Origin of the sequence: Sporosarcina limicola (genome assembly GCF_014873855.1) — a bacterium.
Lineage (GTDB): Bacteria > Bacillota > Bacilli > Bacillales_A > Planococcaceae > Sporosarcina > Sporosarcina limicola.
Genome location: NZ_JADBEL010000025.1, coordinates 1 through 25,916, shown reverse-complemented (window position 1 = coordinate 25,916; position 25,916 = coordinate 1). Strand labels below are relative to the sequence as shown.

Below are 25,916 nucleotides of genomic sequence, written 5' to 3'. Positions count from 1 at the left end.
CAATGGACAGGCAGGTGCTTGAAAAATGTTTTATTTAAGCAGGTTGAATTTACCTTTTTTCAACGTAAGACCAACTCCGCCAATAAGGAAGAGAGCACGGTTATCAACCATTTTCTTCATGAATGAAGCTTTTTTACCTGTCATCTTTTTACCAAATGCAACACCAATTGCATCATCATCACCAAGTGAACAGATGCTACCTTTTAAATCAGGAGTGAACACAGAGGTTGGTTCACCTTTCAAAAGAGCAACGATATTATTCGCACACATATCACCTTGTTGCATTGCGATTTGTGCAGTTGGAGGATATGGACGATTCACTTCTTCATTAATCATAAGCGCACAGTCTCCAACGATGAACACATCAGAATGGCCTGGTGCACGAAGATCTTTGTCGACTTTAACACGCGCACGCATGTTTTCAATGCCCGATTCCTCAATCAGACGGTTTCCACGGACTCCAGCAGCCCAAACAACCGTGCGAGCTTTGATGAATTCAAACTCATCTTCACCTTTTTTAATGTTAACACCTTCAGGAGTTGCTTCAACAACAGGCGTACCTATTGAGAATTCGATTCCTTTAGCTTTCAATTGTCTTACTGCATAATCTACCAGTTCAGGATCGAACCCTGGAAGAACCATTGGGGCAGCTTCTACGCAAAGGACACGTACTTTTTCAGCTGGCACATCGTATTCTTTACAAAGTTCAGGCACACGGTTACCCAGTTCGCCGAGGAACTCGATTCCAGTAAATCCTGCGCCACCCACAATAAGTGTTAGACGGCTGTCGTCTTTTTCCTCTTCAAGAGACCAAGTAGCGAATTGATATTCGATATGCTCACGGATTTGACGTGCAGCTTTAACATTTGCCATCGATAATGCATATTTATCAAGTCCCGGAATACCGAATGTTTCTCCTTCAAAACCTAGCGAAATAACTAGATAATCGTATGTATGAGTACCGACATCTGTCGTTACGACTTTCTCTTTAACGTCAATTCCTGTAACTTCTGCTTGTATGAATTTCACTTTCTCTCCATTGATGACGCTTTTGATATCATAACGCACCGATTCAGGAGACATTGTTCCAGCAGCAGCTTCATGCAGCCATGTTGATTCGTAGTGATATTCATTTTTATTGATAAGAACGATGTCAGCAACGTCCGTACCAAGAGATTTTTGCAAATTTACGACTGTCGATAACCCGCCGTAACCCGCACCTAATACTACTATTGTCGGTCTTTTCACGAAGATCGAAACCACCTTTGATTTTTTATGTGCCGGGCCCACATGAAATCGGTTTCACCGACGATTTACACAGTCCTGGCCTTTGTCAATTTTTCAGACAAACTTCTATATCTAATAGTAGCCCTTTCGGTACGGTATTTCAATACTATAATTGAATTAGTAAATATCTGAAGATACTGATTTAATCAAAGCGTCCAATCGACACATTAAATACCCCTCCTAGCTATGTTCTAGGAGAGGTTTATCAATCAATCACATTGAGCAGGCGTCCCTACTTTTTTAGCAGTTCTAAATGATGTCCCACCAGCCCTGAAGAGTAAAAATTCTTCGGAATAATAGTTGGAAAAAGCGGAACCGATAATGTCCTAATTACGGTATAATATAACTACGCAAAGGTAGTTATATTGCACATTTTAAGGGGGAATTCATCATGACGACCAGAAAAGAAAAAGGGGAACGTGAAAAAGAGACAAACTATTTTTTCGAGTTTGCGAAAATCCAGCAACTTTTTTAAGGACATAAAAAAGAAATTAACAGGCGTAAAAGATCCAAGAAATCAAAGCTATATAACCTACAGCTGCGATATGCTTCTGTTGATGGTGATTTTGAAAAACGTATGTAATTCGGAAACTATGCGTGGTATGACCAATCAATTTAACAAAGAAGTGTGTATTAGTAACTTTCAAACCGTGTTGGGCTTGAAGAACCTGGAAGAACTTCCCCATTACGATACAATCAATAACTTCTTATCCGAATTAAATCTAGTGGAAGTAGAAAATATTCGAACGTACATGATTAAGGAATTATTTAAGAAAAGATGTTTTGATAATCACAAGATAAACGGCAAAGATTGGGGCGTTATTGTGGACGGTACCGGTCTTTTTTGTTTTGATAAAAAGCATTGTGAACACTGCTTGAAACGTGTATTTAGAAATAAAGAAACCGGCGAAGTGGAATATATGCACCACGTGCTGGAGGCGAAGCTGGTTGTGGGAAATATGGTGTTGAGTATAGGCTCTGAGTTCATTGAAAATGAATCGGAGGATTTTGATAAGCAGGACTGTGAGTTAAACGCATTTCATAGATTAGCGGAGAAAATAAAAAAAACGTACAACCGCTTACCTATCTGCCTATTGGCTGATAGTCTTTACGCATGTGAACCTGTATTTAAACGGTGTGATCAGTATAAATGGAACTATATGATTCGTTTCAAAGAAGGAAGTATACCAAGCATTGCGAGGGAATTTGAGGCATTAAAGAAGATTGAAAAAGAAAATCAAAGTGAGACGATTTGTTGGGTGAATGAAATTGCATACAAGGATCGAAAATTAAACGTACTGGAATATCGTCTTCTGCCTAAATGGGTAAATAAACTTGCTACACTTACACGTTCAACTTGCACCAGTATTTGTAAGCGTGTTACACTGTATCAGGCAACTGATTATTCAGTTATTAAAACAACAGAGCAGATTACTTCAACTAACCCTAAATTAAGTTATAAAAGGAGCGCTTAAAATGAATGGACATATAAAATTCCCTAATTTAGAAACAGACAGGTTGATTTTGCGAAATGTAGGCAATGCGGATATTGACTTTATTTATCGACTATTCAGCAACGAAAAAGTATGTGAATTTTTATATGACGAAGAATTATTTTCGACTAGAAATGATTCGATAGAATTTGTTGAATGTAACTCAAAGCCAGAAGAAAAAGGATACAATCGATGGGTATTAGTCAAAAAAGATGATAACCAACAACAAATCGGAACGTGTGGATTTGATTATTGGGACAGAACAAACAATATAGCGGAGATAGGCTATGATTTATGGCACGAATATTGGGGACAGGGATATATGAAAGAGGCATTGATAAGCGCAATTGAAAGTGGCTTTAATAATATGGGACTGAATAGAATTAACGGATATGTCGCTTTGAAAAATATTAACTCTGTAAACTTATTAGAAAAGCTCGGATTTAAGAATGAAGGGATTTATAGAGATAAACATTTATTTAGGGGTAAGTATTATGACCACTACTCTTTTTCTTTATTAAAAAGAGACTGGAATCAATTCTAAGGGTAATTCAACCGTTCGACTAACGATTACATTTTATTTGTGAAAAAATACACTTAAACTATCGAGTACTTTAGCTTAATAGGACTAGAACTTGCGTGCATGATTAAACTCCATGTATGCAAGTCCTTTTGTTATGCTCTCAACGCTCAAATGCTAGTGGTTGAATCGAATCAACCTGTTTAGCCATAAAGGCAATACAAGCTCCTGCGAAGCACTTGAAGGCTCTTGGAATACGCTAAACAGTTCCTCACAATGTTCCAGATACATATCAGCTAAAGGCTCTCTATGCTCCATAGCGATTGCTTTAGCTTCTAAATGACCTCATAGCATTAAATCCTCTTGTAGCTTTCACATCGGGCTTCTCACCTGCGGTAACAGTGATTGATTTTTGATACTGATTCACATTAAAAAGCGACAGGATGATGACCTATCGCCTGTTAACCCCTTCACATTGAAGGACTTAGAAATACTGGACTAAAAGAGTCTGCCGAATTTTCGGCAACCCCCTTTAAACTCCACTCCACCTATTTTTTTGATGTATATATGCCCCTCATAACGAACTGCGTCATGTTTCAAGTAGTTGATATAATCACGAAAAATTTGAGGCGTTAGCTCGTCAACCGTTTCAATCTCATAGTTCTTCACTAACCAATTTACAAAGTACCGCCAATTATTCTTATAGTCCTTTAAAGTGCGTGGTCTAACACCTTCCGCACTTTTGTCAGAAACCACAAGGTCAATCGCTTGCTCAAAGTTAATCTTCGGATAGTCCTTCTCCATTGCTATTTTACCAACATCTGTTCGTTTTCTCTTTTTCAAAACCATACAAAAAAGCCTCCTCAATTTGTTATGTTTTGCAACATACAAATCAAAAAGGCTCGGTATCTACAACCCCAAATACATCATTTTAGGGTTGTGTTTACACTATTTCGGGATTGTGTAAACATCAATTTCTACTGTTATTCATAATCCTGATTCAACATTTCAACAAAGCTGACTTCATCAGCAATCAGCCGGAGTTCCAGCTTTTTTCGCCGTTCTGAATGATGTCCCACACCCACAAGATGCGATGGCATTGGGATTATTTATCGTAAACCCTCCGCCCATTAGAGACTCTTTATAGTCCACTTGCGTCCCCTCAAGAATGCCGGCATCTTCCTTCGAAACAAGAATTTGAAGGTCATGCTGGATGAATAACAAATCATCCTCCGATTTTTCGGATTCAAACCCCATCCCGTAAGTCAATCCACTGCATCCGCCACCGTTCACAGCGACACGTAGGAATGAACCTTCTTCCTCGTTATGGCTCATCATTTCTTTTACGTGAAATACTGCTGCTTCTGTAATTTCAACAACCTGTTCCATTCGCGTTCACCATCCCTTTTTCCATTTTATATATCATATCAATGATATCAATCGCAACGCAATCATAATTACTCATTTTTCATAGCATTTAAGTTATACTACTAATAGTGGTACGAAAGGAAGATGAAAATGGAAATTACACCGTTTTATGATAAAAATATGGATTGCATTAATTGCAAGAAAAAGTTCACTTCTACTAAAGTTCGTTCAAGATTCGTTCGGGTGTCATCACATGAGAGTGACTTCAAACCTGTTTATTCAAACCAACATGTAAATCCACTCTATTATAATGTGGCAGTCTGTCCTCATTGTGGTTTTTCTTACACGGATGATTTCACTCCTTATTTTGCACCTGGAACAAAAGAAGTGATAGCCAAACAAATTACAGCGAAATGGAATGGAAGATCCTTCGGCTCCGAGCGGGATGTTAATGAAGCAATCGAAACGTATAAACTAGCCTACTTAAGTGCTAGTTTCAAAAAAGAGAAGGTACTTTCTATTGCAGGGATCACTTTACGAATTGCTTGGTTATACCGTGAAAAAGGTGATAAAAAAGAAGAGCAGCGTTTTCTGAAAATCGCAAGGGACTCCTATACTCAATCATATTCCGAAGGTGATTATGTAGGTACACAAATGTCGGAATCAAGAGTTCTGTATTTAATCGCGGAACTGTCTTGGAAAATAGGTGACAGAGAGGAAGCTATACGGAGTCTTTCACGTGTCATTGAAGGTCAACGTACATCGACCGAGCCGCATATTATCAATATAGCAAGAGATCGTTGGCAGGAAATAAAAAAAATAAAGTAAACAGCGGGCCGTAAATTCGGCCCGCTTTCATTTGGTCCAATCAAATACGTCAAAGCATATTTGCGCCCAGATTTTTTTCAAGTTTGCTCGATAAATTCCTCTGACAAATCCCATGTCTCCGCCGGAAGCATTGGGCCAACAGGATGTTGGTTACCCAGGAAAGAGGGATTGAACTTCATCCCTCTTTGTTGCCGGGGCCAGCAGGAACCTAGTCATGTATCCGTTGCCGCGCGATGCGGCGGATTTAGGATACCTATCCTTCCGGCAATCTTAACCAGAGTTCTACAGTATCTAGCCGGCGTTTGAACCCCCACTGAATTGTCTACATATTTTGCATTCATCTCCCCACTTATAGAAGTGGAAGACTTCTGCTGAATTAAGTTAAAATACTTGCTCTACCTCTACAACACCCGGTACTTCTTCAAGAAGAGCACGTTCAATCCCTGCTTTAAGTGTGATTGTCGAGCTTGGGCATGTGCCACATGCACCGAGTAGGCGGAGTTTGACGATACCATCCTCGATATCTACAAGTTCACAGTCGCCTCCATCACGCAGGAGGAATGGGCGTAATTTATCTAATACTTCTTGTACGGATTCTGTCATCGTTGTATCTGTCATTGTTTTTAAACTCTCCTTTCCTTATACTTATTATAAACAGGAAGAAAGAAAAAATCCAATAATCAATCGGAAGGGGAAATTTAAATTGAAGAATAACAAAGTATACATTGAAATATACGGAGCAGATATCGTCTGTGCTAGCTGCGTAAATGCGCCTTCATCCAAAGATACGTATGAATGGTTGCAAGCCGCCATCGATCGGAAATATCCTAATCAGCCTTACCAAATTGACTATATCAATATCGATTCGGACCTTTCAGATGACAGACAGCAAAGCATTGCAGAGCAGGTGCGTAATGATGAATTTTTCTACCCACTTGTTATGATTGAGGGCGAAATGGTCGGCGAAGGTTATATTCAATTAAAGCCTGTTTTTGCAGAACTTGAAAAGCATGGATTTGTACCGACAGCATAATGTGTTTTTTTCAGATACAGTGATTAAGACAATTATGTATTCCTTCGATGATAACAATTTCTAGTAATCGAGAAAGAAAACAGCCCTAATTTGCACTTGCAAATTAGGGCTGTTTTTCATCCGTTATGCCATTTATAAGTGTGGTAGAATGTGAAGCAATTCGTCTACTCATGAACGGTCTTGAAATACAGGTCTACCATTGGTATATCAACTGCATCTTACACGTTCACTAGTGATGTTTTTTGACTCCGTGTGAAACTAATGTGACTTTCTGTGTGACATTTTTCATTTCAACAGGGTTTACTTATTTTAGAAGAAACTCAAAAACAGCCACCTTCTCATTCGAGTGGTGGCTGTTTCATGTTCATTTTTTATTCTTCAGCTTTTCGAGTAAATCACCCACTTTTGATTTCATTTCATTTGTTTCAGTTTCCAATAAAGTGATTTCGAATCCTGATTCACTTCCATTAGATTCAACAGAAACGATGTCACCTTCTTTTATCTCGAAAGAAAAACTTTCAACTGGCAGCAACTCCGCAATAGTCTCATCTTCTTTGGACAGTAATTTCACTTGGTCGTTTTCAATAGACTCTACTGTGTATTTTCCTGTTCTAATCATTCGCACGCCCACCCTTCTTTATCTCTGTCCATTTTCGATTGATACGCCGGATGACCTTGTGGCACGCCGCTTGGATACACAGTTCTTAAATCTGTACAATTTTTAAAATTCGTGCGTGTTGAAGATGCTGGCTTTGGTTTAATGGCTGGTTTTGGTTTAATGACTGGTTTAGGCACAGGCTTTGGTATCGTTTTAACTGCCGGCTTTGGAGCTGGTTTAACAACAGGTTTTACCACTGCACCTTTACAACTACTTGCAACAGCATGTTTTATACCATCAGTAGTTACAGTAATATCGCAGTCTATTGGTGTCTTGTACACCTTAGCACCAACGTTTTTCAAACGACTTTCCACGGCTGAGTGTGGATGTCCGTATGAATTGTTTTTGCCATAACTAAGTATTGCGGTTTGCGGCTTTACAGCACTGATAAACGCCGCTGAACTGCCTGTATCTGATCCGTGGTCACGAATCATACTTAATCTAATGTATCTAATTTCCCTCTTATATATTTCGCCCACGCTTCAATAAAATCCAATATATACTTCGGTTCCTTATCAAATAAATGGATATCGTCTTTTTTATAAGGATCTTTTTGAATATAAGACCTTATCAAATCATGCATACCTTGTATTTTCGGCTTCAAATAGTCTACAGTAAATTGGTTGCTTAAAATAACTTCTAGCAAGTTTTTGTATTGACGTCGAAATGTTTTCACATCGAGAATCCTTGCGGTTAGCGTATTAAATCCTTCTATTCGTAAATAGTCTTCCTCCATCACTTCCCCGTTTACATCCCTTCCCCATGTTGCATCGTAATCCCACGGGATGACTTCAAATAGCCCCGTTTCCCCATTCTGGTAAAGTACGTAGTTGTGAACAAAGCCATCAAAGTTTTGGGTGAAAACTACACCAGCCAACCAGCAAAGATACTTTTCAACATTCACATACTTGACGATTTCACTTTCAAAATCTTCCCTTGAAAGTGTATTAATTTTTAGTATCATCTCATGTAAATTATATTTATCCTGATCTGTTCCAAATTTTTGTTCGTATCCAAACTTTAGCGATTTTTTCACTTCTTTATCAAGTTAACTCATTAACGAAAAATTGGCATCCCCATCCACTGCATAAAAAACAGGTCCTATAGGTAATTGCCGATTAGCAAGGAAAAATTCATCTACTGACTCTAATTCCAGATATAGTCCATCGTTTTTACCGTTTAACTTCAAAAAAACAAATTGAGACTTTGGAGATAGACAACCAATTTCATTAAAAAAATCAAAAGATAATTTATTTCTTAACAGTGATGGATCCTTATATTCTGCGTTTAAATGAATTACTTTTACCTTTCTATACGTACACGGTTTATAAAACGATACTTGAAATGATTTTTTCGAAAATCACGAATATGGGAACCGCGATAGGCTATATCAATATCAAACTTTTTTTCGTTAATTGTAAGCTTTGCTGGAACTGAATCATCAATCCAAATGTCTTTCCTAATTTCGCTTAAATCTAGAGGATGGATAAATAGCTGATATTTAGGTATTTTCATGCCCTTATTCATGTGAATCCTTCCCTTCATAGTTATCCAATTCCTATCAATCAAAATACAAGATGTTTCCAATAAATAATAATTTTTTTAAATTGTATGCGCTTGTCTCTATCCATTTCGGTACAACGACGTACCTTGAGGGGGAAGGGAAGGAAAATACAACAAATTCGAAATGCTTCAATTAATGATTATTTCGATTTCCTTTCTCTAATTAAAGAAGAAGGGAGGTATAGATATGTCACTCTTTAATATGGATGAAATAGAAAAAGCGGTTGATAAAGCGAATCGCTTGGGGTTAGATGATTTCATGTTTCAGGATCCTCATAGTAACAAACATCGAACTAGTAGGGGGAACCAACGACGGACTAGCAGAATTCGGTTCACGTCTCGCAATCGAAGACGAACTGTCAGAAACAGACGCACTTCCGGGAACCAACGACGGACTAACAGAATTCGATGTACGTCTCGCAATCGAAGACGAACCGTCAGCAACAGACGCACTTCTGGGAACCAACGACGGACTAGCAGAATTCGATGTACGTCTCCCAATCGAAGACGAACCGTCAGAAACAGACGCACTTCCGGGAACCAACGACGGACTAGCAGAATTCGATGTACGTCTCCCAATCGAAGACGAACCGTCAGAAACATGCACACTTTTGCAAACCAAATGATTCAACGAGGTAATGTCATTAACAAACGGCTTACTGGCAGAAATCGATTCACTTCCCGCAACCGAAGAACTAACGTCATAAATAGGAGCACTTTTGGTAACCAACGACGGACTAGCGCGAGTCGGTGCACTTCGCGGAACCGACGACGCACAAATAGGATTTGTTGTACTTTCAATAACCGCAGGAATCGTTGTACTTTCGGTAATCGACGCTGTTCTAGAAGGAACTCCTTTAATTTGGAATAACTTCTTATTTTTGTAAAATTACGAGACGATTTTTAGCTATCTGAAGAGTATGTCACTTTATGTTCTTTAATGAACTATTGAGTGCGTCCGTATTATAAAGTTAACTAGTTCTTACTAGTTAACTTTATTCGGGTTATTCCTATCGAAATCCAAGGTTAAAAGAAATATGAAAGGTCAGCTGGGGACGAGTTTCATCTGATTTTTTCTGGTATTTTTATTCTTCTGGATGAATTGTTATTGTTGTGTATTACACAGTATCTATCAGAATTGTCTAAATCACTGTAGCCCATCCACTTTTCTCGTTCAAACTGAGAATTTAAAAAAGGATTTCTTGAACGGCGTGAACCGTCACGAGATCCTCCTATTCCTATTTATCTTTGAAAACCGGGGAAGAATTGGTTTTCAAAGCCAGGAAACCTTTGGTGCCTTCATTTAAATGCATTGGATTTACCACTTTTCAACTCACTTCATAGGTTATAGTATAGACTATGAATAATTAATGAAGAGACTTAGACTAAGACCTATGTTTGGGATCTTTATATGGAACAATTTTGGATTGTTCCACAAATCGCCACCTATACAGCCACTCTCCAATTGGTATCTAAAACCAATTATTCATTACCTTAATGGGGTGTTATATCTACTAAACAGGAATATAGAATACAGGTTGAAATTCATCATCCAAAGAATAGATATAGCCCCTTTTGAAAAAAGGACAAACCACTAAAATTTCCTTCTCTAGGGAAGAAACAATAATAGGATAGAAATTACTGCATGAATTAACTTATTAAACCTCTTTCACTATAGCTCTAAACAAATATTTATTGTTTACACATTCCTACGTGCTACCTTCCTATCAATTGTCATCCTTTTCATAATGAATGGATGTGATGGTGAACCGTTTCATACGTAATCAGGCTACTTCAGAAGATATTGAGGAATTAAGGATGCTGCTAGATGAGCGAAGAGAGTCATTGAAATCAGCCCCTCTCGATTGAGTAGGGCTTTTCTTTTCCTTAATTCTTAGTAAGAAATTCCCTATCAATCGCCACGAACAAAATCCCAATCGCTTGGGAATCTGTAAGCGTTCCCGATTCAAGGTTCTTGCGATGGACGTCCGAAATCGGATTAGTTTCTTGTTTTTCAAGACGGCTCAACACACGGGCTGTTAATTCTATCACCGCTTTTGACTCCGGATTATATAAATTTGGCACTTTGATTTCCTCCTCTTTTGGTGGCGTAATCAATGATGTAAGCACTTTTTCATTAGCTGCCATCGTAACTCTCCCAGCCACCTCATCCGCACCAAGCTTGTTTTTCTTTTGAAAATCCAATACAACTTTTGCTAATCCGTCACCATACAAACCATCCACCGCCACTTTGTACCGATTTGATTGAGTGTTGTCTGTGAATGTCGGACATCTTGATCATCGATGTGGAGTGCTGGATTGATATGCGTGACGTATTTATTCGACCATTTACCTTTCGAGATTTCAAAATGCAGGTGAACGCCAGTCGAGTTACCCGTCGTGCCTTTCATGTCGATTTTTTGGCCATGTTTAACTTTCTGCCTAGGACTGACATTAATCACTGACAAATGGGCATACAGAGTTTCCCAACCGTTTCCATGCGTTATGATGATGTATTTCCCGAATCCTGTACCGCTATTGACCGGAAGGCGTACCTTGCTGTAGGCAGCCGCGACAATCGTATTGTCGGTATTACTTCCATAGTCTATCCACCAATGCGGACGCACGAAACTTGCTTGCTGAAATAGATTAAAACGAGGAGGTGATTCATGTGAAGTGTAAGCAGCTTGATAGTGGAGTTTGGGAATGTGTTGCGGACGGGTCAAGAGATTCAGTTACAAACAAGCGGAATCAAGTCAGGTGAAGGGGAAAACCAAAAACAATTGCAAGGAAAAAAGTAAAGGATGAGGTTGCGAGGCAGGAGGAATACGGCGTTGATAACAAGAAAAGTAAAAAGTTAACGTTTGAAAAAATCGCGTTCGAATGGTTTGACGTATCTGCATTGACCGGCGTGAAGGATAGCACGCTGTGTAACAGGCGTTCATCCATTAAAGTGTTACTACGCAATCCCGCATTGTTGAAATCGACACAAGGTCCTTACAAGGCATCTTTGTGGATCTCCATAAGTTAGGTTTATCGAAGTCGTTAATGGAAAACGCGAAAGTAACGGCCAATTTTATTTTTACGTTTGCCATTCAACACAAAATACGTGTGGATAATCCTGTGTTAGCTGTCGTTATCCCTAAAAAGATATTAACTGTTGAAGAAATCGAAAATATGACCGTAGAAGAACAGTACTTTGAGCGCTACGAATTGGATGCGTTTTTACGTATGACGTTATCTAACGGGTTGCCATTGGATAAAGAGTGGTTTTATTTACTGGCATTCACCGGAATGCGCGTCGGGGAAATGTGTGCGCTGAAATGGACTGACATATTTCACGATTCAAATGAATTGCGAATTACAAAAACAGTGGACATACCGGATCATAACATGCGGAAATTTAAAATCATGCCGCCAAAAACAAAAGCGTCCATTCGAACGATTGATATTGACGAAGATATCTTGAACATGCTCAAAAGGCACAAAATCATGCAAAATAAAATCAGATTAAGCACTCGAAAAGATGTTGAGGATTTTTATGATGGTAATTTCGTTTTTTGTAGACAAAATGGTTATCCGTATTCCAGCCGCTTTATTTACGATCGAATCATCCGACTTATAAAAAAGACGTCTATCACTAAAATTGAAGGGCCTCACATTTTACGACATACTCCTATTACTATGTTGACAGAAACAGGTGTTGATTTAAAAACAATCATGGATCGAGTTGGTCATGAAGATTCTAAAACTACGATGGATATCTACACACACATGACCGAAAAAATGAAAGAAGATGCCACCGCAAAGATTAAAAATCGATACGGCGACATCTTGAATTTAACAAACCCAAAGGGGAATGTGATAGAAATGTGACATTTCATTTTTATAAAGGATTTCCAAGCCCCGAAAACGTTGATACAACAACGTTTGTTGGTTAATTCATCCGTTATGCCATTTATACATCCAGAGCACGCCAGACTTTAATAATCTTGCGATACGTCCTGTTACAGTACGATCTGCGAGATAAGCAAATCCTTGTTTTTTACCTAGTGATCCAAGGAAACCTTTTAGCTTGATTTCCGGCATTTTTTCGGGTAGTAGTTCGCCATTCCATACGTGGCGTAGCACCCGTACAATTTGTTCTGCCTGTTCTTCAGCAACTTGTGCACTTGGCGCGTAAGGAAGCGCAGCACAGTCTCCCACCACGTATACATCTTCAAAATCGGGTAACTGGTGATATATATTCAATACAACACGACCTGATTTGTCTTTTTCCGTGTCGATGTTATCCACAGGTGCGACAGGACGAATTCCAGCTGTCCATACAACGGCGTCAACCGGTATCGTTTCTTCATGATTGTAAAGTACGTTTGGCCCTACTCCTGTAATGTTTGAATTTGAAACAACAACGACATTGTGTTTGTCAAACCATCCCTTTACAAAGTTACTAAGTCGTTCAGGAAAGTCTCTCAATATACGAGGACTTCGATCAAACAATTTAATGTTCAAATCTGGTCTACTTTCCCGCAATTCGCTGGCTAATTCGATTCCACTAAGCCCAGCGCCTACAATGCCGACTGTCGCTCCGCCACTTAAACCGAGAAGTTTCTCGTATGTAACTCTCGATTTTCCAATTGTCTGGATGCTGTATGTAGACTCCGCCGCTCCCGGTACATCGTGATAATTATCTTCGCATCCAAGACCGATGACAAGTTCATCATAATTGATTTGCACACCATCAGAGAGATATACACACTTCTCATCCGGTCTGATTTCAATAATTTCACCGCCAATAACAGTTAGCCTGTCATGTGTAGGAAGTGGCACACGTACAATCGAATCTGACACAGTTCCGGCCGCAAGCGCATAGAATTCAGTTTTCAAACTATGAAAAGGGGTTCTATCAACAAGCGTTATTTCAACATCGTCTGGAAGGTCTTTATTTAGCAAACGTAGCAAAATGCGCATATTCCCATATCCAGCACCAAGCAGTACAAGTTTTCTCATAATTTTTCTCCTTCGTAAAGCAATATTCCGTTATTTTCTCACATACAATTATATCAGTTTGTGAGATGTTTCACAATGAGTTGGGGGAATTGACGTCCAAGGAAAAAAGTAGTAGGATTCCTAATAGGTGAGGTGATCATCGTGAATCCGATTGTCGAGTTTTGCATTAGTAATATTGTAAACGGTTCACAGAAAACGTTTGAAACATTAGAAAAAGATCCAAATTTGGATGTCCTTGAATATGGCTGTCTTAGCTATTGCACAAAGTGTGCCGAATCTTTCTACGCAATTGTAAATGGAGAAATTGTGGAAGCTGATACGCCAGACGAACTAACAGAACGTATCTATCAATTCATTGAAGATAATCCGCTCTTTTGAGCATTATGACTAACCGCCTTATAGGAGCGGTTAGTTTTTATTTTAAAATAAGAAAATATAAGCTTTTATCACTATCCAGTTCCGGGCGTCTGAAAGGCGCCCGGAGCTTTTCTTTTTATGTACCTTACTTCATTTATTCTTCGGTAAAAAAGCAGAGACTGGTCCAAGCTCGTTTTCAAGATAGTATCGGACGTTATCCGGAAATTCTTGTAGTTCCTCCAGATTTTCATATAGTACAAGACTAATTTTTTGGGCATCCACTTTTGTGAACTCACGCACAATCATTTTTCTAAGTTCGATAACCTGTTTCAATGGACCAGCCATTTCAGAAGAAATGACATGTTCGTCCTCCATGATATCGATAATGTCTTCATAGCTGCCAGGATCTCGCATGATGAATCCATCAATCATCGAGTTGCCTACGTCAATAATCGACTCAATGATGACATGCGCAATCCGTTCCAACGCTAACGAACGGATTTCATCCTCAGCCCATCTACTCCCACTTTCGTACAATGCAAGCAAACCTTCCATATGTTCAAGCGTTTCATTAATTTGATTTCGGTCGATAAAATACATTGCCAATCCCCCCTGAATGATATATACCTTCTCCATAATACCATAACTCCCACCACGAAAAAAAAGCCCCACGCAAATCGGAGATGATTCGCATGGGAACTTATTATTCTTCCGTAATTGGACTTGCTATTTCTTTTTTTACACGACTTGCTTTTTTCAAAACGAAGTAAGCACAGCCAAAATTACAGTACTCGTACAGATAATCTTGAAGTGTGCTGATTTTCGTCTCATACGTCGCTTTCTGGTTCCGGTCATCAAAAAAACCCTTTAGACGCAGTTGTCCATATCCCCAGTCGCCCAGTATATAGTCGTATTTGAGGAGAACATCACTATATCTTGCAAGTAGTGCATCTTCGTTGAAGCCTTCACGGAAATCTATAATAAGCTCAAACTCCCAATCATCAATGAGTATCATTCTGCTTTCACCGCCATATCATAAGGGTTCAAAAAAAGGAGGACAAAAAGAGCCGTGAAGTACTGGCAAGCTGACAACGTAATTATTGAGCTCTTTTTCCCGGACCTCTTGAACATCCACCTTTAACTTTGCAGTGTTGTTTCGAGTTGCGCATCACCTTGAAGTTGTCTTTCCTTTGCTGCTGCATTCACTTGCTCATCAGCATGATAACTTGAACGGACAAGTGGACCCGCTTCGCAGTGTGAAAACCCTTTAGACATTGCAATTTTTCTTAACTCTCCAAATTCCTGAGGCGAGTAATATTTCTGTACTATTAAATGTTTCTTTGTCGGCTGTAAGTACTGACCAATCGTCATAATATCTACTTTATGTGCTCGGAGATCGTCCATCGTTTCAAGGATTTCCTCATGCGTTTCACCAAGACCTAGCATCAAAGAAGATTTCGTCGGTATGGACGGCTGCATCTCTTTTGCACGAAGTAAAAATTCGAGCGAACGGTCATACGTTGCACGCGCACGGACTCTAGGGGTAAGGCGACGTACCGTTTCAATGTTGTGATTCAGGATATCCGGCTTGGCGTCCATAAGACGTTTCAAGTTATCATAATCTCCACCCATATCCGACGGTAGCACTTCCACTGTTGTAAACGGATTTTTTCTACGAATTGCTCGAATCGTTTCAGCAAAAATTGCCGACCCACCGTCTTTCTGATCATCACGCGCTACAGCTGTAACAACTGTATGTTTGAGATTCATAAGTGCAACAGAATCTGCAACACGTTCAGGTTCAGCGGTATCTAATTCATTCGGCAATCCAGTTTTAACTGCGCAGAATCGACATGCACGCGTGCAGATTGCGCCAAGAATCATAAATGTTGCAGTACGTCTTTCTCCCCAACATTCATGGATATTCGGACAGCGGGCTTCTTCACAAACCGTGTTAAGATTGTTCTCCCGCATCATTTTCTTTAGTTCTGTATAATTGTCATTCGTATTGAGCTTGATTTTCAGCCAATCCGGTTTTCTAATATGCTCTGTTTTATTTCCTGTTTTTGGTCTACATGACACGGCAATCAACTCTCCATTCGAACAGACTATTAAAGCGTTTCCTTTACTGATGTCAATGTATCATAAATTCAGACTTCAAACAACCTTCAGCCCAAAGAATACCATGTGTACAGACATGTAGATTATGAACTTTGAAAACTATTTATTCTATAATAAAGAAGCGGCGAAATTTCACCGCTTCCACTCGTCTTCTCTTATACTGACAATTGTTCCGCTTCTTTTTTCATTCTAATGGTCCAAATTGCAAACAATACAATAAGAATAATTATAACTGTAGAAAGTCCCAACAAAATTGAACCGGTAAATCCTAATACGACATAACCGGCTGCTGCAATCGCCGCACTAATCAGCGCATAGGGCAACTGAGTCGAAACGTGATCAATATGATTACATCCTGCTCCCGTAGAAGATAGAATCGTCGTATCAGAAATCGGTGAACAATGATCTCCGAAAACCGCTCCTGCAAGAACTGCTGCCAGTGCTGGCAATAACATTTCCGGTGCTGCATCCAACATGATTGTTCCAGCAATCGGTAGAAGTATACCAAAAGACCCCCATGAAGTTCCTGTTGAAAACGCCATCAGTCCTGCAAGAATGAACATAATAACTGGCAAGAAAGCAACTGGTAAATTCGCTTTCGCAACAACCTCAGACAAATAAAGTCCCGTCTTCAATAGGTCGATAAGGTATGTCAGTGCCCATGCAAAAACCAAGATGGAAACCGCAGGCATCATCGCCTTTAAGCCACCTACAAAAGCACGCCCCATAAGAGATACACTGACCGTATCATTTTTCTTCCGCTGGGATAAATAAAGCAATCCTGCAAGTACAGTCCCCGCGATACCTCCTGTCAGCAATGATAACGGTACATCCGTGTTTTCAAAGATAGCCCAAATACTTAATGATCCACCCTCCAAATATCCCGTCCAGATCATCATGCTAAATGTCACCACCACAAGCGTAACGATAGGTGCTACAAGATCACGTACACGACCATGTGCATGTATAGGGAAATCTTCTTTCAACTGTCCCGGGATTTCCTTTTTCGGATCAAATAACTGACCTGTTTGAGTGGCTCGTTGTTCCTGTTTCTTCATTTCAAATAAATCAAAATCGGTCCATGCAAGGAAGAATACCATCGCAAGTGTCGCAACGACATAAAAATTCATCGGCGCCATCATGATAAAAGCGGAGAGAGGTGAATAACTGATTGCTGCAGCACCTCCAAAGATGATTGCAAGTTGCCCAATCAAAAAAGCGCCCCAGCTTGAAATCGGAGAAATAACACAAATCGGAGCGGAAGTTGAGTCGATGAAATATGCCAATTTCGCCCTTGAAATCTTATGTTGATCTGTAATTGGACGTGCAATCTGCCCAACTGCCAATGCGTTAAAATAGTCATCTACAAAAATTGCGATGCCTAGAAACACCGTTAGTAATTTCGCTCCACGCTTTGTTTTAATACGAAGTACCGCCCACTCAGCGAATGCTCTGCTACCGCCAGAAAGGCTTACGAATGCAGTAATAACACCAAGTAACAACACAAATAGAATGATGAAGATATTGTACGTATTCAGTGCACCATCGGCCCAAAAGGAGACAGTTATCGCCGTCCAGAGATTAACTACAGATGCACCAGGTGCAAAGGAGGCAACCAGGAGTGCAGCAGCAACTATACCTGCTCCAAGTGAGAGTAATACACGCCTTGTAACCAATACCATAACAATGGCAATCAGTGGTGGTAAAATCGATACCCATGTTCCTATCATTGTCCATTCCTCCATTTCGTTGGGGTAAGGCTCTCTTTAGGTATTTTCAAAAGGTTTTTTTGCTGTCCCCTCTGAACAACCAATAAGGAGAAATAAAAAGCCAACTACCATCCACACTTTGTTAAGTGCATCAGCAGTCGACTTTATCTACGTTTCGTTTGTTGGATAATTGATAGTACTTATCTAACTTGCGATCTGTAGCTCATCAGACGCCTAAAAAAGACGTATGACAGTGCCATCCCTATTCGGAATGACCCCAGCCTGATGGAATTGACAACCCCATCAAACTTCGGCAAAGCTTCCTTTTACACACGGTCATCAATGTCAATCTTGCGTGTGCGACTCATAAGCAATGCAGCCTCTACCCTATCGATATTCTTATACCTTACTAGCCTATCAATAATGCAATACATTTTCAAGCGCCTTTTTACTCATCATCCGTTATAGAGAACGGGATTTCAATCTGAGGTGGGTTATCACCACCTTTATTGAAAATTTTAGGTATCGGACTTGAGATTAAACCCATTGCAACAGGAATTTTTTGTTCCACAACACTCGTTCGTGTCGCAAGAGGCACGATAATTTGCACATTCACCTTTAACAAAATATTCACTTCAACATAGGCATTATTAATACCGAATTCCTTAATTTCCGTCTGAACAGTTGCACTTACATCCCCGATTACGTGAAAACGGATTGGGATTTTCGGTCCTAAATTCCCTAGTAACGGTATATTTGTTGCCTGCCCAATAGGTACAAAAAATACAACGCCTCCTTTATTCTCCATTTCCTCCGGTTTGTATTCGATATCTTTTTGCATTGGAAACATATCGAGATTGCCCGCTTCCGCCTGTTCCAGATGGGCCTCGACAAGACCGTGAATCTCCGCCATGGCCCTGTTAATGATTTCAGTATTGAATTTCACCATTCCTGCCGGCTCATTCGGATTAGTAACGATTATTTCGTTAATGTCCAGGACTTCAGATGACCGTGAATTGATTGCTTTACTGATAACATGTGCAGCAATTTTTTTTGTTTGAACCTCTGCATATTCGACATAGATTGGAGTAAGTCTCATATTAACGAAATAGAAAAAGAGTGCAATTGCAATAAGGAATCCTGGAAGTAGGAGTGGAAGTAGTCTGCGCTTCTTTTTCCTGGTTTTTCGTTTAACTTGCCCATGAAATCTCAAGACGACTCCTCCTGCTGTTACGTTATGCAAGAAGCGAACCGTTCATTCTATAAAATATGTAATTCCGTATTAATCTCGAAATTCATACATCAACCAAAAACGCCTTCAATAATGGATCTAACACCAAGTATTAGAAAGATAATTCGTAACGCTACCACAAGTGTTTCCGATTTCATCTTCTGATTCAATTTCGCTCCAAGTTTTGCACCTATGTATGCTGCTGGAACAACAGGTATCGCGTAAAGCCATGGCACATTGCCTAGTGAGATATGTGTAATTGAGTTGACGATAGCTGATAGGAAAACCATGAACATGGAAGTTCCTACAGCAATATGTGGTGGAAATAAAAATAATAAAATCATTGCAGGTACAATGATAGAGCCTCCACCCATACCGAAAAGGCCCGATGCGAAACCAATACCAAAAGTTAAAAGTAATGCAAACCATAAAGGATAACCAAATACATGCGTTTCGCCCATCTTATCAGTGAACGTTCTCTGTTTCCCACGGTCAACGAACCAATGAACCGGCTTTAAATACTTCCTTACAAGTAGAAGTGTCGATAAAAGAATGAGTAGTATGCCAAAATATAAATTGAAGGATGATAAATCAAGTCCTTTATTCACGAAGGCACCGAGCACTGTCCCCGGAACACTACCTGCAAAAAATATGTAACCACTACGATAATCGACCATCTTCGCTTTCATATAAGATAACGTCGATGCAAGTCCAATAAAAATCATCATAATAACAGAAAGACCTACAACACTTTGCGGCGTAATGCCGTCAATCAACCCCAGATTTACACCCATAAAAAGTGTCGCTGGAACGAGTATAATCCCTCCACCAAGGCCGACGAGTGCACCTATAATTCCTGACGCTAGCCCGATAACGGCCAATAGGATATACGCCATCGCCATCACCATTCCCCCTCGAAAAAGTCGAGCTGTTTCGGCGCCAGATTTTCAAAATTGATAGAAAGCATCTTTTGAAACCGTTTCGCATTTTGCGCGGCATGTCCACCCGAATTGTTGCTCAATATTTCCATTATATCAAAGGGTTTCTGTCATGGCTTTTCTTTTTCATAAAAATAGGGAAGTTTTCATTAACCATAAAAACCCTGTAATTAATTAGGTTTATAATGTAGAAAAAACGACAGACTGGACCTTATTTCGGCCCATATGGCTGCCCACAGAAGTAAAAAGGCCCGTTCCCAGTTAAGGAGACGAGACCAAAAAAGCTTGAATACATTGTTTGAATCAGTGTTTACAAGGGGTACGAGATTTTGACGGAGGCACTGAAACAAACGCGTCAAACAAGCATATGTAGAATCAACTAAAGTGTAAAAATTAAATTCAACTTATATACATATATTCTACGCATTTAGATTAAAAAATGAAGGTGGGTTGGTGAAAGGAAAATAAATAGAATTATTAATTTTTTAAAGTATGAAACAGGTTCTAAATTCTTGGTCTTGTTTATGGTGTTCTTATTTCATTAACGTACTCATTATTTTTTAAAATCATGCAACGTTATTGGTGGTCTTAATTTTTAAAAGTAGACTTTTAAAAAAATATCTAATTGTGTTAAATGATTTTTGAAAGAACTTTGTTAATCTATAGTGAGGAGCATTTTTCTTATAGAGGTGAGGGCGTGTTATGAAAGGTGAAGACGATTGAAGACTACATATTAATTAGAAAGATAAAGGCTGGTGATACTGAAGCTTGGGAGAAACTAGTAAATAAATACTATAATCAAATCTTTTCATTTTGTGTGCGAAGGTGTTTGGGCGATTGGGTTTTAGCTTTAGATTTAACCCAAGATATCTTTCTAAAAGTCATTGAAAACATCGAGAAATACAAATTTAGTGGGAAGTTCCTTAATTACTTATTTACGATTACTGTGAATGTATGTAACAACTACTATAACAAAAAGAAATTCACGCAATTTGAATTGGTTGAAAATTTTTTAAATCTTGGTTCTGCTAAAGGCATTGTTAGTAATTTAATTACGCAGGAAAATGTAAATCAAATATAACTCGTATTAAATACTCTTCCTGATATTCAAAAAGAAGATTTAATTTTGAAATATTACCATGATTTAAAAGTGAAAGACATTGCCTAAATTAATGGGACAAGTGTTGCTACATCCCAATCAAGGATTAATCAAGGTATAAAAAAACTAAGTAAATTGTTAGATAGAGAGGAGTTTATGAATGAATAAAAAAACGATAAAAATGATGAAAGCCTACGAAGTTAAAATTGATGAAATTCAGAGACTAGAGGTAATTAATTTAGGCAAGCAAAAAATCATTAAAAATCAACTTTGCAGATATTCTCTTTTTGACCTTTTTCGTTCGTCTATTCGGTTCACTAGACTCCATACTTGGCTTATTCAATTTGCTCTCCTCACCATGACTATTTTATTAATCACTAGAGTTATTGACAATGAGACATTCATCATTCAAAGCTTAACGGTTACAGTTATTTTTTCCGTTTTTTTCTTTATTGATGAATTATTTCGCAGTTTTACATCTGGAATGTGGGAATTAGAGCAAACACTAAAATATGATTTGCGTCAACATATCATAATAAAATTACTTATTTTTGGATTAACCGATTTATTATTAATTAGTTGTCTAGCTTTTATTTGCCAAGGTGTGATTGCAATTTCCTTTTGGAAAATAATCTTATATTTACTAGTCCCTTTTAACATTACTTGTATAGTCCTGTTTTCACTTTTCACGATTTGGAGAAATACTTTCTCTTCCGTTATTTTTTGGATTAGTTCAGGGATAGTACTTACGTGTGTCATGATTTTAGTCAATTTATTCAATATTTATGAATTCGAGATAAAGTATTGGGCAGCAGGATACATTTTATCAATAATATTTTTAGGATTTATCGTAATGAATATCCTTAAAGAGAAAAAATGGGAGGCGTTTTACCAATGCTATTAGAATTAAATAATATTACAAAAAAATATGACGATACTGTTGTCCTTAATATTGTCTCATTTAGTTTAAAACCTGGAGTTTACGGACTTTTAGGTTCAAACGGATCAGGAAAATCAACTTTATTTAGAATCATTAGTGGTGTGATAAAACAAAATGCGGGCACAGTTAAATATAATCATGACGATGTACGAACCAATTCAGATGCCTTTCGCTCAGTGTTAGGCTTTTTACCACAAGATTTCAGTTATTATCCCGATTTCACCGGGATGAAGTTCATGTTATATATCGCTGCTCTTAAAGGTATCAATAAAAATTTCGCCAAAAAAAGATGTGTTGAACTTTTAAAACTAGTCGAATTAGAAGATGTGAAGAATAAAAAAATAAAAAAATAAAAAAATACTCTGGAGGAATGAAACAACGGTTAGGGATTGCACAAGCAATGATAAATGATCCAGAAGTATTGATCTTGGATGAATCGACAGTTGGTTTGGATCCAAAAGAACGAGTTCGATTTAGGAATTTAATTAGCTCTTTTTCTGGAAATAAAATCGTCATACTTTCAACACACATCGTTTCAGATATTGAGTATATTGCAGACGAAATACTTGTTCTGAATCAAGGGACACTTGAAAACAGAGGTGCTGCCTCCGAACTAGTCAAAACCATTAACGGATGTGTTTGGGAGTCTATAGTTGAAACCGGTAAACTTGATGAGATGTTAGCAAAACACATTATTAGCAACCAAAAGAACGAAAAAAATGGAACAGTACTAAGAATTATTTCAAAAGAAAAATCTACTCATAATGCTCAACAAGTTCAACCTACATTGGAGGATTTATATCTATACTATTTCAGAGAGGATGCTGAAAATGAGAACAATCGTACAATGTGAAATTGACAAAATCATAAAAAATAAGACTTTTATAGGCGCTTTGATTGTATCATTATTTGTTTTAGCGGGTATATTGTTCCTTGGTTTTTATTATTCACAACTTCAGGGACATTACAAAGGAGAAGTGGATCTTTACCATAAAAATGTTGAGGAGCATACGGGAGATTTTACAGATCAAAAAGTAAGGGAAATTCTTATAAATTATATAGATAGACGCCAAAGTACTGATGCTGATAACAGACCTTCTGATTTATTCTCTTGGGAAATTGCAGATACATTTTTTCCAATAGATGAAGATATCACTTTAAAAATGAATGCTGCAAATGAAATGTACCATTCTTGACATAGTTTTCACCACTGAATGACAGACTGTTGTTTACCACTTCATACCTTCTGGATGATCAAAGATAAGAAACTATATTTTGGAAACAATAATGTTATAGATATTTGACTGATTTTCAGATATTCCTATACAATAGAAAATAGCTACAAAGAGTAGATTCAAGATTTCACAAGGATACGGAACACATAGAGAAATATGGTCAGGTGATTTCTTAGAGAAAAATATAAAGATATTAAAGGAAATTTTCGTTGATATAAATTCAGAAAGATAGATTGTGTAACAAATGCAAACTAAACAATTACTAAGAATTGTTTAGTTTACATAATAAATATTAAAGAAAAATGTTACGTACAAATAAAAAATGTAAGATATTTAAAATATTTTAATAAGATTAAGGAGTAGTTTATGAAAAACAGTATATCAGTAGTACAAAAAGTCAAAATAAATGGAATGGATCAATATATATTTATATCAAGTAATGATATCAACAATCCATTGTTATTGGTATTACATGGGGGACCAGGTGATACCTGTCAACCATTGATGAAAAAATATAATAAAAAGTTGGAAGAATGTTATACTGTTGTTGTTTTAGAACAAAGAGGATACGGAAAATCATACTATAAATTTGAAAAAGAAGATAATATTAACATTGATATGTATGTTAATGATATTTATGAACTTTCAAAACTTCTTTTAGCGCAATTTAAAAAGAAAAAGTTATATGTCATGGGACATTCTTGGGGCAGTGTATTAGGTTTGAAATTTATAATGACTTATCCAGAATTAATAAAAAAGTATATTGGGTGTGGGCAAGTCGTTAACATGGAAAAGGTATGTAAAGAAAGTTATAATTTTGCATTAGAAAAAAATACAGAAAAAGGAAATAAAAAAATAATAGAAAAAATTAAAGATATAGATTGTACTTATTCAGATGATAATTGGTTTAACAACTTATTGTTTATTACGAAACAAGTTGTGAAGCACGGTGGATCGATATATAACGAAAGTAGCTATAATAAGTTTATATTTACGTTTCTAAAATCATATGATTATAGTTTTAAAGATACAATTAAGAGACAAAAAGGGAGTATTCAAGGAATAAAATATTTATGGCCTGAATTAATGCATGTTAATTTTGAAGCTATAGATTCATTTGATGTACCTGTAATTTTTATTGAAGGACGCCATGATTATCATGCTTCTTCAAAGGAAGTTGAAAAGTATTATCAAACCATAAAATCTGAAAAAGAATTGTATTGGTTTGAGTATTCAGCTCACTTTCCACAGTGGGATGAGGCTAAAAAATTCAATAAAATAATGTGTTCATTAGTAAAATAACATAGTTATATCTTTTCACTTGTTCCTTTATTGTGTTCTTGAAATCTTTAAATAAACGATATTGGTTATCCAGGACAGCAATATAATTTGAGCCACTTAAAAAGTCTGTTGGAACAGTTGCCGAAGTGAGGTTCACAACTTCGCCTCTTCGTAATCCTGCAAAAATTTGAAGAGCAATTCCAAAAGCTATGTCAGGAGATACCCTTCGTGCCTCTTCTATGAACTCATAAACTAACCTGTTTCTTTTTTCAGGATTGTCCCCAAAATCTTTAAGTTTGTTCCTAACTGGATCATCAGTAGAAGGGTATTGTGTATCAAATCTTGGATGATCAAAAGGGGTAATAATTACTTCTTCCCCTCGTCTATTTACATATGTATCAAATTCTATGTCTTCACCCAGTAGTTCCATCTTAATTAAGTAGTCATAGAAATGTATGAGATATCTTTCAATTGAAGCTTTAACATACTTATATGCCAGCTTTTTTTCTGCACAATAAGTAATATAACGGGCAGCGTGAATAAGTTGGAATCCTCTAAACCCTTTCTCTGCTATAATTTGAAATTCAGGCTTTCCAAGAGTTATTTGTTTGTTGGTAAAGTTTAAAAACTTCACTATTTCTCTAGCCGGATTCAATTGAGAACTTAAAGATTTACCTGTGAATTGATATTTTTGTCTAATAAAATGTGTAATGGGGTGAGGAACTTGAAAATCGTTGTTTATATCTTTAATCCCAATAGTAACCACTGTTTTCTCTTCTAGCTGGCCGTTACCTAGCAAATGCTCTATTTTTGTTTCTGTAGCAAACCATTTAAAATTCTCTAATCCCATATGATCTATACACCCTCTCCTATGTCACTTACTAATACCATATGAGCCTTAGATATCCATACCATTATTTGTACAAGTGTTTCCCCTATATATCTGTATAAATTTCTTTCTGTTATTTAAGTTCTGCGAAGTCCTATCCTCGGATCGAGTCTTTGTCCTCCTACCAATAAATAAAATACTACCCATATATCCAGTATTTAAATCTCACATTATTCTAAAATGGGATAAAAGTAAAACCCTTGTATAAGTTAATATATCAAAGGTTTATCACTACTTTTTCTATTTTGTTTGTTTTTCTCCTGATTACAGCCAATGAAATGTACCACTCGTGACATGTTTTTTACCACCAAGTGACATAGATTGTACCAGTGAGTGACAAAGCCCTTACCACTTCA

General features: G+C 37.7%; 28 protein-coding genes, 3 pseudogenes and 1 riboswitch. Of the genes and pseudogenes, 14 read left to right on the top strand and 17 right to left on the bottom strand.

The annotated features are described in order from the left end of the window. Window positions 1–30: 30 nt before the first annotated feature. A complete protein-coding gene (locus H4683_RS16945) occupies window positions 31–1,248 on the bottom strand; it encodes an FAD-dependent oxidoreductase (RefSeq protein WP_192600012.1) in 1,218 nt (405 codons plus the stop codon). 458 nt (window positions 1,249–1,706) lie between these two features. Between H4683_RS16945 and H4683_RS16940 the strand changes: the two genes are divergently transcribed. Next, complete coding sequence (locus H4683_RS16940) at window positions 1,707–2,762, top strand: transposase family protein (RefSeq protein WP_192600011.1); 1,056 nt, start codon at window positions 1,707–1,709, stop codon at window positions 2,760–2,762. A 1-nt stretch (window position 2,763) separates the two neighbouring features. Then, the gene (locus tag H4683_RS16935; protein WP_192600010.1) at window positions 2,764–3,324 is read left to right on the top strand and encodes a GNAT family N-acetyltransferase; all 561 of its coding nucleotides are present in this window, start codon (window positions 2,764–2,766) and stop codon (window positions 3,322–3,324) included. A 474-nt stretch (window positions 3,325–3,798) separates the two neighbouring features. On the opposite strand, the gene H4683_RS16930 is transcribed toward H4683_RS16935, so the two are convergent. Both H4683_RS16930 and H4683_RS16925 read right to left on the bottom strand, forming a co-directional pair. Next, the gene (locus H4683_RS16930; protein WP_192600009.1) at window positions 3,799–4,149 is read right to left on the bottom strand and encodes a hypothetical protein; all 351 of its coding nucleotides are present in this window, start codon (window positions 4,147–4,149) and stop codon (window positions 3,799–3,801) included. A 177-nt stretch (window positions 4,150–4,326) separates the two neighbouring features. Beyond that, window positions 4,327–4,689, bottom strand: coding sequence for a HesB/IscA family protein (locus tag H4683_RS16925; protein WP_192600008.1), 363 nt, complete (start codon window positions 4,687–4,689; stop codon window positions 4,327–4,329). A 129-nt stretch (window positions 4,690–4,818) separates the two neighbouring features. Here H4683_RS16925 and H4683_RS16920 point away from each other — a divergent pair, with 129 nt between their 5' ends. Then, entirely contained in the window at window positions 4,819–5,496 is a 678-nt protein-coding gene (locus tag H4683_RS16920) for a DUF2225 domain-containing protein (protein WP_192600007.1), read from the top strand. A gap of 381 nt (window positions 5,497–5,877) precedes the next feature. Here H4683_RS16920 and H4683_RS16915 read toward each other — a convergent pair whose 3' ends face one another. Then, complete coding sequence (locus H4683_RS16915; RefSeq protein WP_192600006.1) at window positions 5,878–6,114, bottom strand: NifU family protein; 237 nt, start codon at window positions 6,112–6,114, stop codon at window positions 5,878–5,880. Between the two features lie 85 nt (window positions 6,115–6,199). Between H4683_RS16915 and H4683_RS16910 the strand changes: the two genes are divergently transcribed. Continuing rightward, window positions 6,200–6,529 carry a YuzD family protein gene (locus H4683_RS16910; RefSeq protein WP_192600005.1) on the top strand — a complete coding sequence of 110 codons (330 nt, stop codon included), beginning with the start codon at window positions 6,200–6,202 and terminating at the stop codon, window positions 6,527–6,529. A gap of 364 nt (window positions 6,530–6,893) precedes the next feature. Here the strand turns inward: H4683_RS16910 and H4683_RS16905 are convergent, their stop codons facing one another. The 3 genes and pseudogenes from H4683_RS16905 to H4683_RS16895 form a co-directional block, all read right to left on the bottom strand. Then, on the bottom strand, window positions 6,894–7,148 hold the full coding sequence (locus tag H4683_RS16905) for a DUF3006 family protein (protein WP_192600004.1): 255 nt from the start codon (window positions 7,146–7,148) through the stop codon (window positions 6,894–6,896). Then, the gene (locus tag H4683_RS22465) at window positions 7,145–7,621 is read right to left on the bottom strand and encodes an excalibur calcium-binding domain-containing protein (RefSeq protein ID WP_420826574.1); all 477 of its coding nucleotides are present in this window, start codon (window positions 7,619–7,621) and stop codon (window positions 7,145–7,147) included. The genes H4683_RS16905 and H4683_RS22465 overlap by 4 nt, the downstream gene beginning before the upstream one ends. 2 nt (window positions 7,622–7,623) lie before the next feature. After that, window positions 7,624–8,714 (bottom strand): annotated as a pseudogene (locus tag H4683_RS16895) (CotH kinase family protein). A 223-nt stretch (window positions 8,715–8,937) separates the two neighbouring features. On the opposite strand from H4683_RS16895, the pseudogene H4683_RS22460 reads away from it, so the two are divergent. The 3 genes and pseudogenes from H4683_RS22460 to H4683_RS21550 all read left to right on the top strand — a co-directional run. Beyond that, window positions 8,938–8,991: pseudogene (locus H4683_RS22460) on the top strand (hypothetical protein); the annotation flags it as partial. 10 nt (window positions 8,992–9,001) lie between these two features. Beyond that, window positions 9,002–9,376 (top strand): hypothetical protein, encoded by a 375-nt coding sequence (locus H4683_RS16890; protein WP_192600003.1) that lies wholly within the window; start codon window positions 9,002–9,004, stop codon window positions 9,374–9,376. A gap of 93 nt (window positions 9,377–9,469) precedes the next feature. Then, window positions 9,470–9,637 (top strand): hypothetical protein, encoded by a 168-nt coding sequence (locus tag H4683_RS21550; protein ID WP_225942166.1) that lies wholly within the window; start codon window positions 9,470–9,472, stop codon window positions 9,635–9,637. Window positions 9,638–10,637: 1,000 nt separating this feature from the next. On the opposite strand, the gene H4683_RS16885 is transcribed toward H4683_RS21550, so the two are convergent. Both H4683_RS16885 and H4683_RS16880 read right to left on the bottom strand, forming a co-directional pair. Beyond that, window positions 10,638–10,985: a hypothetical protein gene (locus tag H4683_RS16885; RefSeq protein WP_192600002.1), complete on the bottom strand. Its 348-nt coding sequence runs from the start codon at window positions 10,983–10,985 to the stop codon at window positions 10,638–10,640. Next, complete coding sequence (locus H4683_RS16880; protein ID WP_338062492.1) at window positions 10,967–11,377, bottom strand: M23 family metallopeptidase; 411 nt, start codon at window positions 11,375–11,377, stop codon at window positions 10,967–10,969. Before H4683_RS16880 ends, H4683_RS16885 begins: the two co-directional genes overlap by 19 nt. A 385-nt stretch (window positions 11,378–11,762) precedes the next feature. Here H4683_RS16880 and H4683_RS21545 point away from each other — a divergent pair, with 385 nt between their 5' ends. Further along, a complete protein-coding gene (locus H4683_RS21545) occupies window positions 11,763–12,626 on the top strand; it encodes a tyrosine-type recombinase/integrase (protein ID WP_338062491.1) in 864 nt (287 codons plus the stop codon). A gap of 66 nt (window positions 12,627–12,692) precedes the next feature. On the opposite strand, the gene H4683_RS16870 is transcribed toward H4683_RS21545, so the two are convergent. After that, window positions 12,693–13,760, bottom strand: coding sequence for an NAD(P)/FAD-dependent oxidoreductase (locus H4683_RS16870; protein WP_192600001.1), 1,068 nt, complete (start codon window positions 13,758–13,760; stop codon window positions 12,693–12,695). A 141-nt stretch (window positions 13,761–13,901) separates the two neighbouring features. On the opposite strand from H4683_RS16870, the gene H4683_RS16865 reads away from it, so the two are divergent. Then, complete coding sequence (locus H4683_RS16865; RefSeq protein ID WP_192600000.1) at window positions 13,902–14,138, top strand: DUF1450 domain-containing protein; 237 nt, start codon at window positions 13,902–13,904, stop codon at window positions 14,136–14,138. Between the two features lie 129 nt (window positions 14,139–14,267). Here H4683_RS16865 and H4683_RS16860 read toward each other — a convergent pair whose 3' ends face one another. From H4683_RS16860 to H4683_RS16835, 6 genes are all read right to left on the bottom strand, one after another. After that, window positions 14,268–14,717 (bottom strand): DUF86 domain-containing protein, encoded by a 450-nt coding sequence (locus tag H4683_RS16860; RefSeq protein ID WP_192600046.1) that lies wholly within the window; start codon window positions 14,715–14,717, stop codon window positions 14,268–14,270. 103 nt (window positions 14,718–14,820) lie between these two features. Further along, window positions 14,821–15,132 carry a YutD family protein gene (locus H4683_RS16855; RefSeq protein WP_192599999.1) on the bottom strand — a complete coding sequence of 104 codons (312 nt, stop codon included), beginning with the start codon at window positions 15,130–15,132 and terminating at the stop codon, window positions 14,821–14,823. A gap of 122 nt (window positions 15,133–15,254) precedes the next feature. Next, on the bottom strand, window positions 15,255–16,199 hold the full coding sequence (gene lipA / locus H4683_RS16850) for a lipoyl synthase (protein ID WP_338062490.1): 945 nt from the start codon (window positions 16,197–16,199) through the stop codon (window positions 15,255–15,257). Between the two features lie 194 nt (window positions 16,200–16,393). Next, window positions 16,394–17,968, bottom strand: a complete 1,575-nt coding sequence (locus H4683_RS16845) for a Na+/H+ antiporter NhaC family protein (RefSeq protein WP_192599998.1) — start codon at window positions 17,966–17,968, stop codon at window positions 16,394–16,396. 190 nt (window positions 17,969–18,158) lie between these two features. Next, window positions 18,159–18,340, bottom strand: a riboswitch (Lysine riboswitch). A gap of 55 nt (window positions 18,341–18,395) precedes the next feature. Continuing rightward, window positions 18,396–19,160, bottom strand: a complete 765-nt coding sequence (yunB, locus tag H4683_RS16840) for a sporulation protein YunB (protein WP_192599997.1) — start codon at window positions 19,158–19,160, stop codon at window positions 18,396–18,398. A gap of 89 nt (window positions 19,161–19,249) precedes the next feature. Beyond that, complete coding sequence (locus tag H4683_RS16835; RefSeq protein ID WP_192600044.1) at window positions 19,250–20,074, bottom strand: sulfite exporter TauE/SafE family protein; 825 nt, start codon at window positions 20,072–20,074, stop codon at window positions 19,250–19,252. 751 nt (window positions 20,075–20,825) lie between these two features. Here H4683_RS16835 and H4683_RS21540 point away from each other — a divergent pair. The 5 genes and pseudogenes from H4683_RS21540 (at window position 20,826) to H4683_RS16810 (ending at window position 24,692) form a co-directional block, all read left to right on the top strand. Continuing rightward, window positions 20,826–21,197, top strand: a complete 372-nt coding sequence (locus tag H4683_RS21540; RefSeq protein ID WP_338062489.1) for an RNA polymerase sigma factor — start codon at window positions 20,826–20,828, stop codon at window positions 21,195–21,197. A 178-nt stretch (window positions 21,198–21,375) separates the two neighbouring features. Next, on the top strand, window positions 21,376–22,119 hold the full coding sequence (locus H4683_RS16825) for a hypothetical protein (RefSeq protein WP_192599996.1): 744 nt from the start codon (window positions 21,376–21,378) through the stop codon (window positions 22,117–22,119). Beyond that, a pseudogene (locus H4683_RS22225) lies at window positions 22,092–23,008 on the top strand (ATP-binding cassette domain-containing protein). The gene H4683_RS16825 and the pseudogene H4683_RS22225 overlap by 28 nt, the downstream one beginning before the upstream one ends. After that, window positions 22,986–23,351, top strand: coding sequence for a hypothetical protein (locus H4683_RS16815; RefSeq protein WP_192599995.1), 366 nt, complete (start codon window positions 22,986–22,988; stop codon window positions 23,349–23,351). Before H4683_RS22225 ends, H4683_RS16815 begins: the two are co-directional and overlap by 23 nt. A gap of 405 nt (window positions 23,352–23,756) precedes the next feature. Then, window positions 23,757–24,692: an alpha/beta fold hydrolase gene (locus tag H4683_RS16810; protein ID WP_192599994.1), complete on the top strand. Its 936-nt coding sequence runs from the start codon at window positions 23,757–23,759 to the stop codon at window positions 24,690–24,692. Here the strand turns inward: H4683_RS16810 and H4683_RS16805 are convergent. Further along, window positions 24,661–25,521, bottom strand: a complete 861-nt coding sequence (locus tag H4683_RS16805) for a hypothetical protein (protein ID WP_192599993.1) — start codon at window positions 25,519–25,521, stop codon at window positions 24,661–24,663. The genes H4683_RS16810 and H4683_RS16805 overlap by 32 nt on opposite strands. Between the last annotated feature and the right edge of the window lie 395 nt (window positions 25,522–25,916).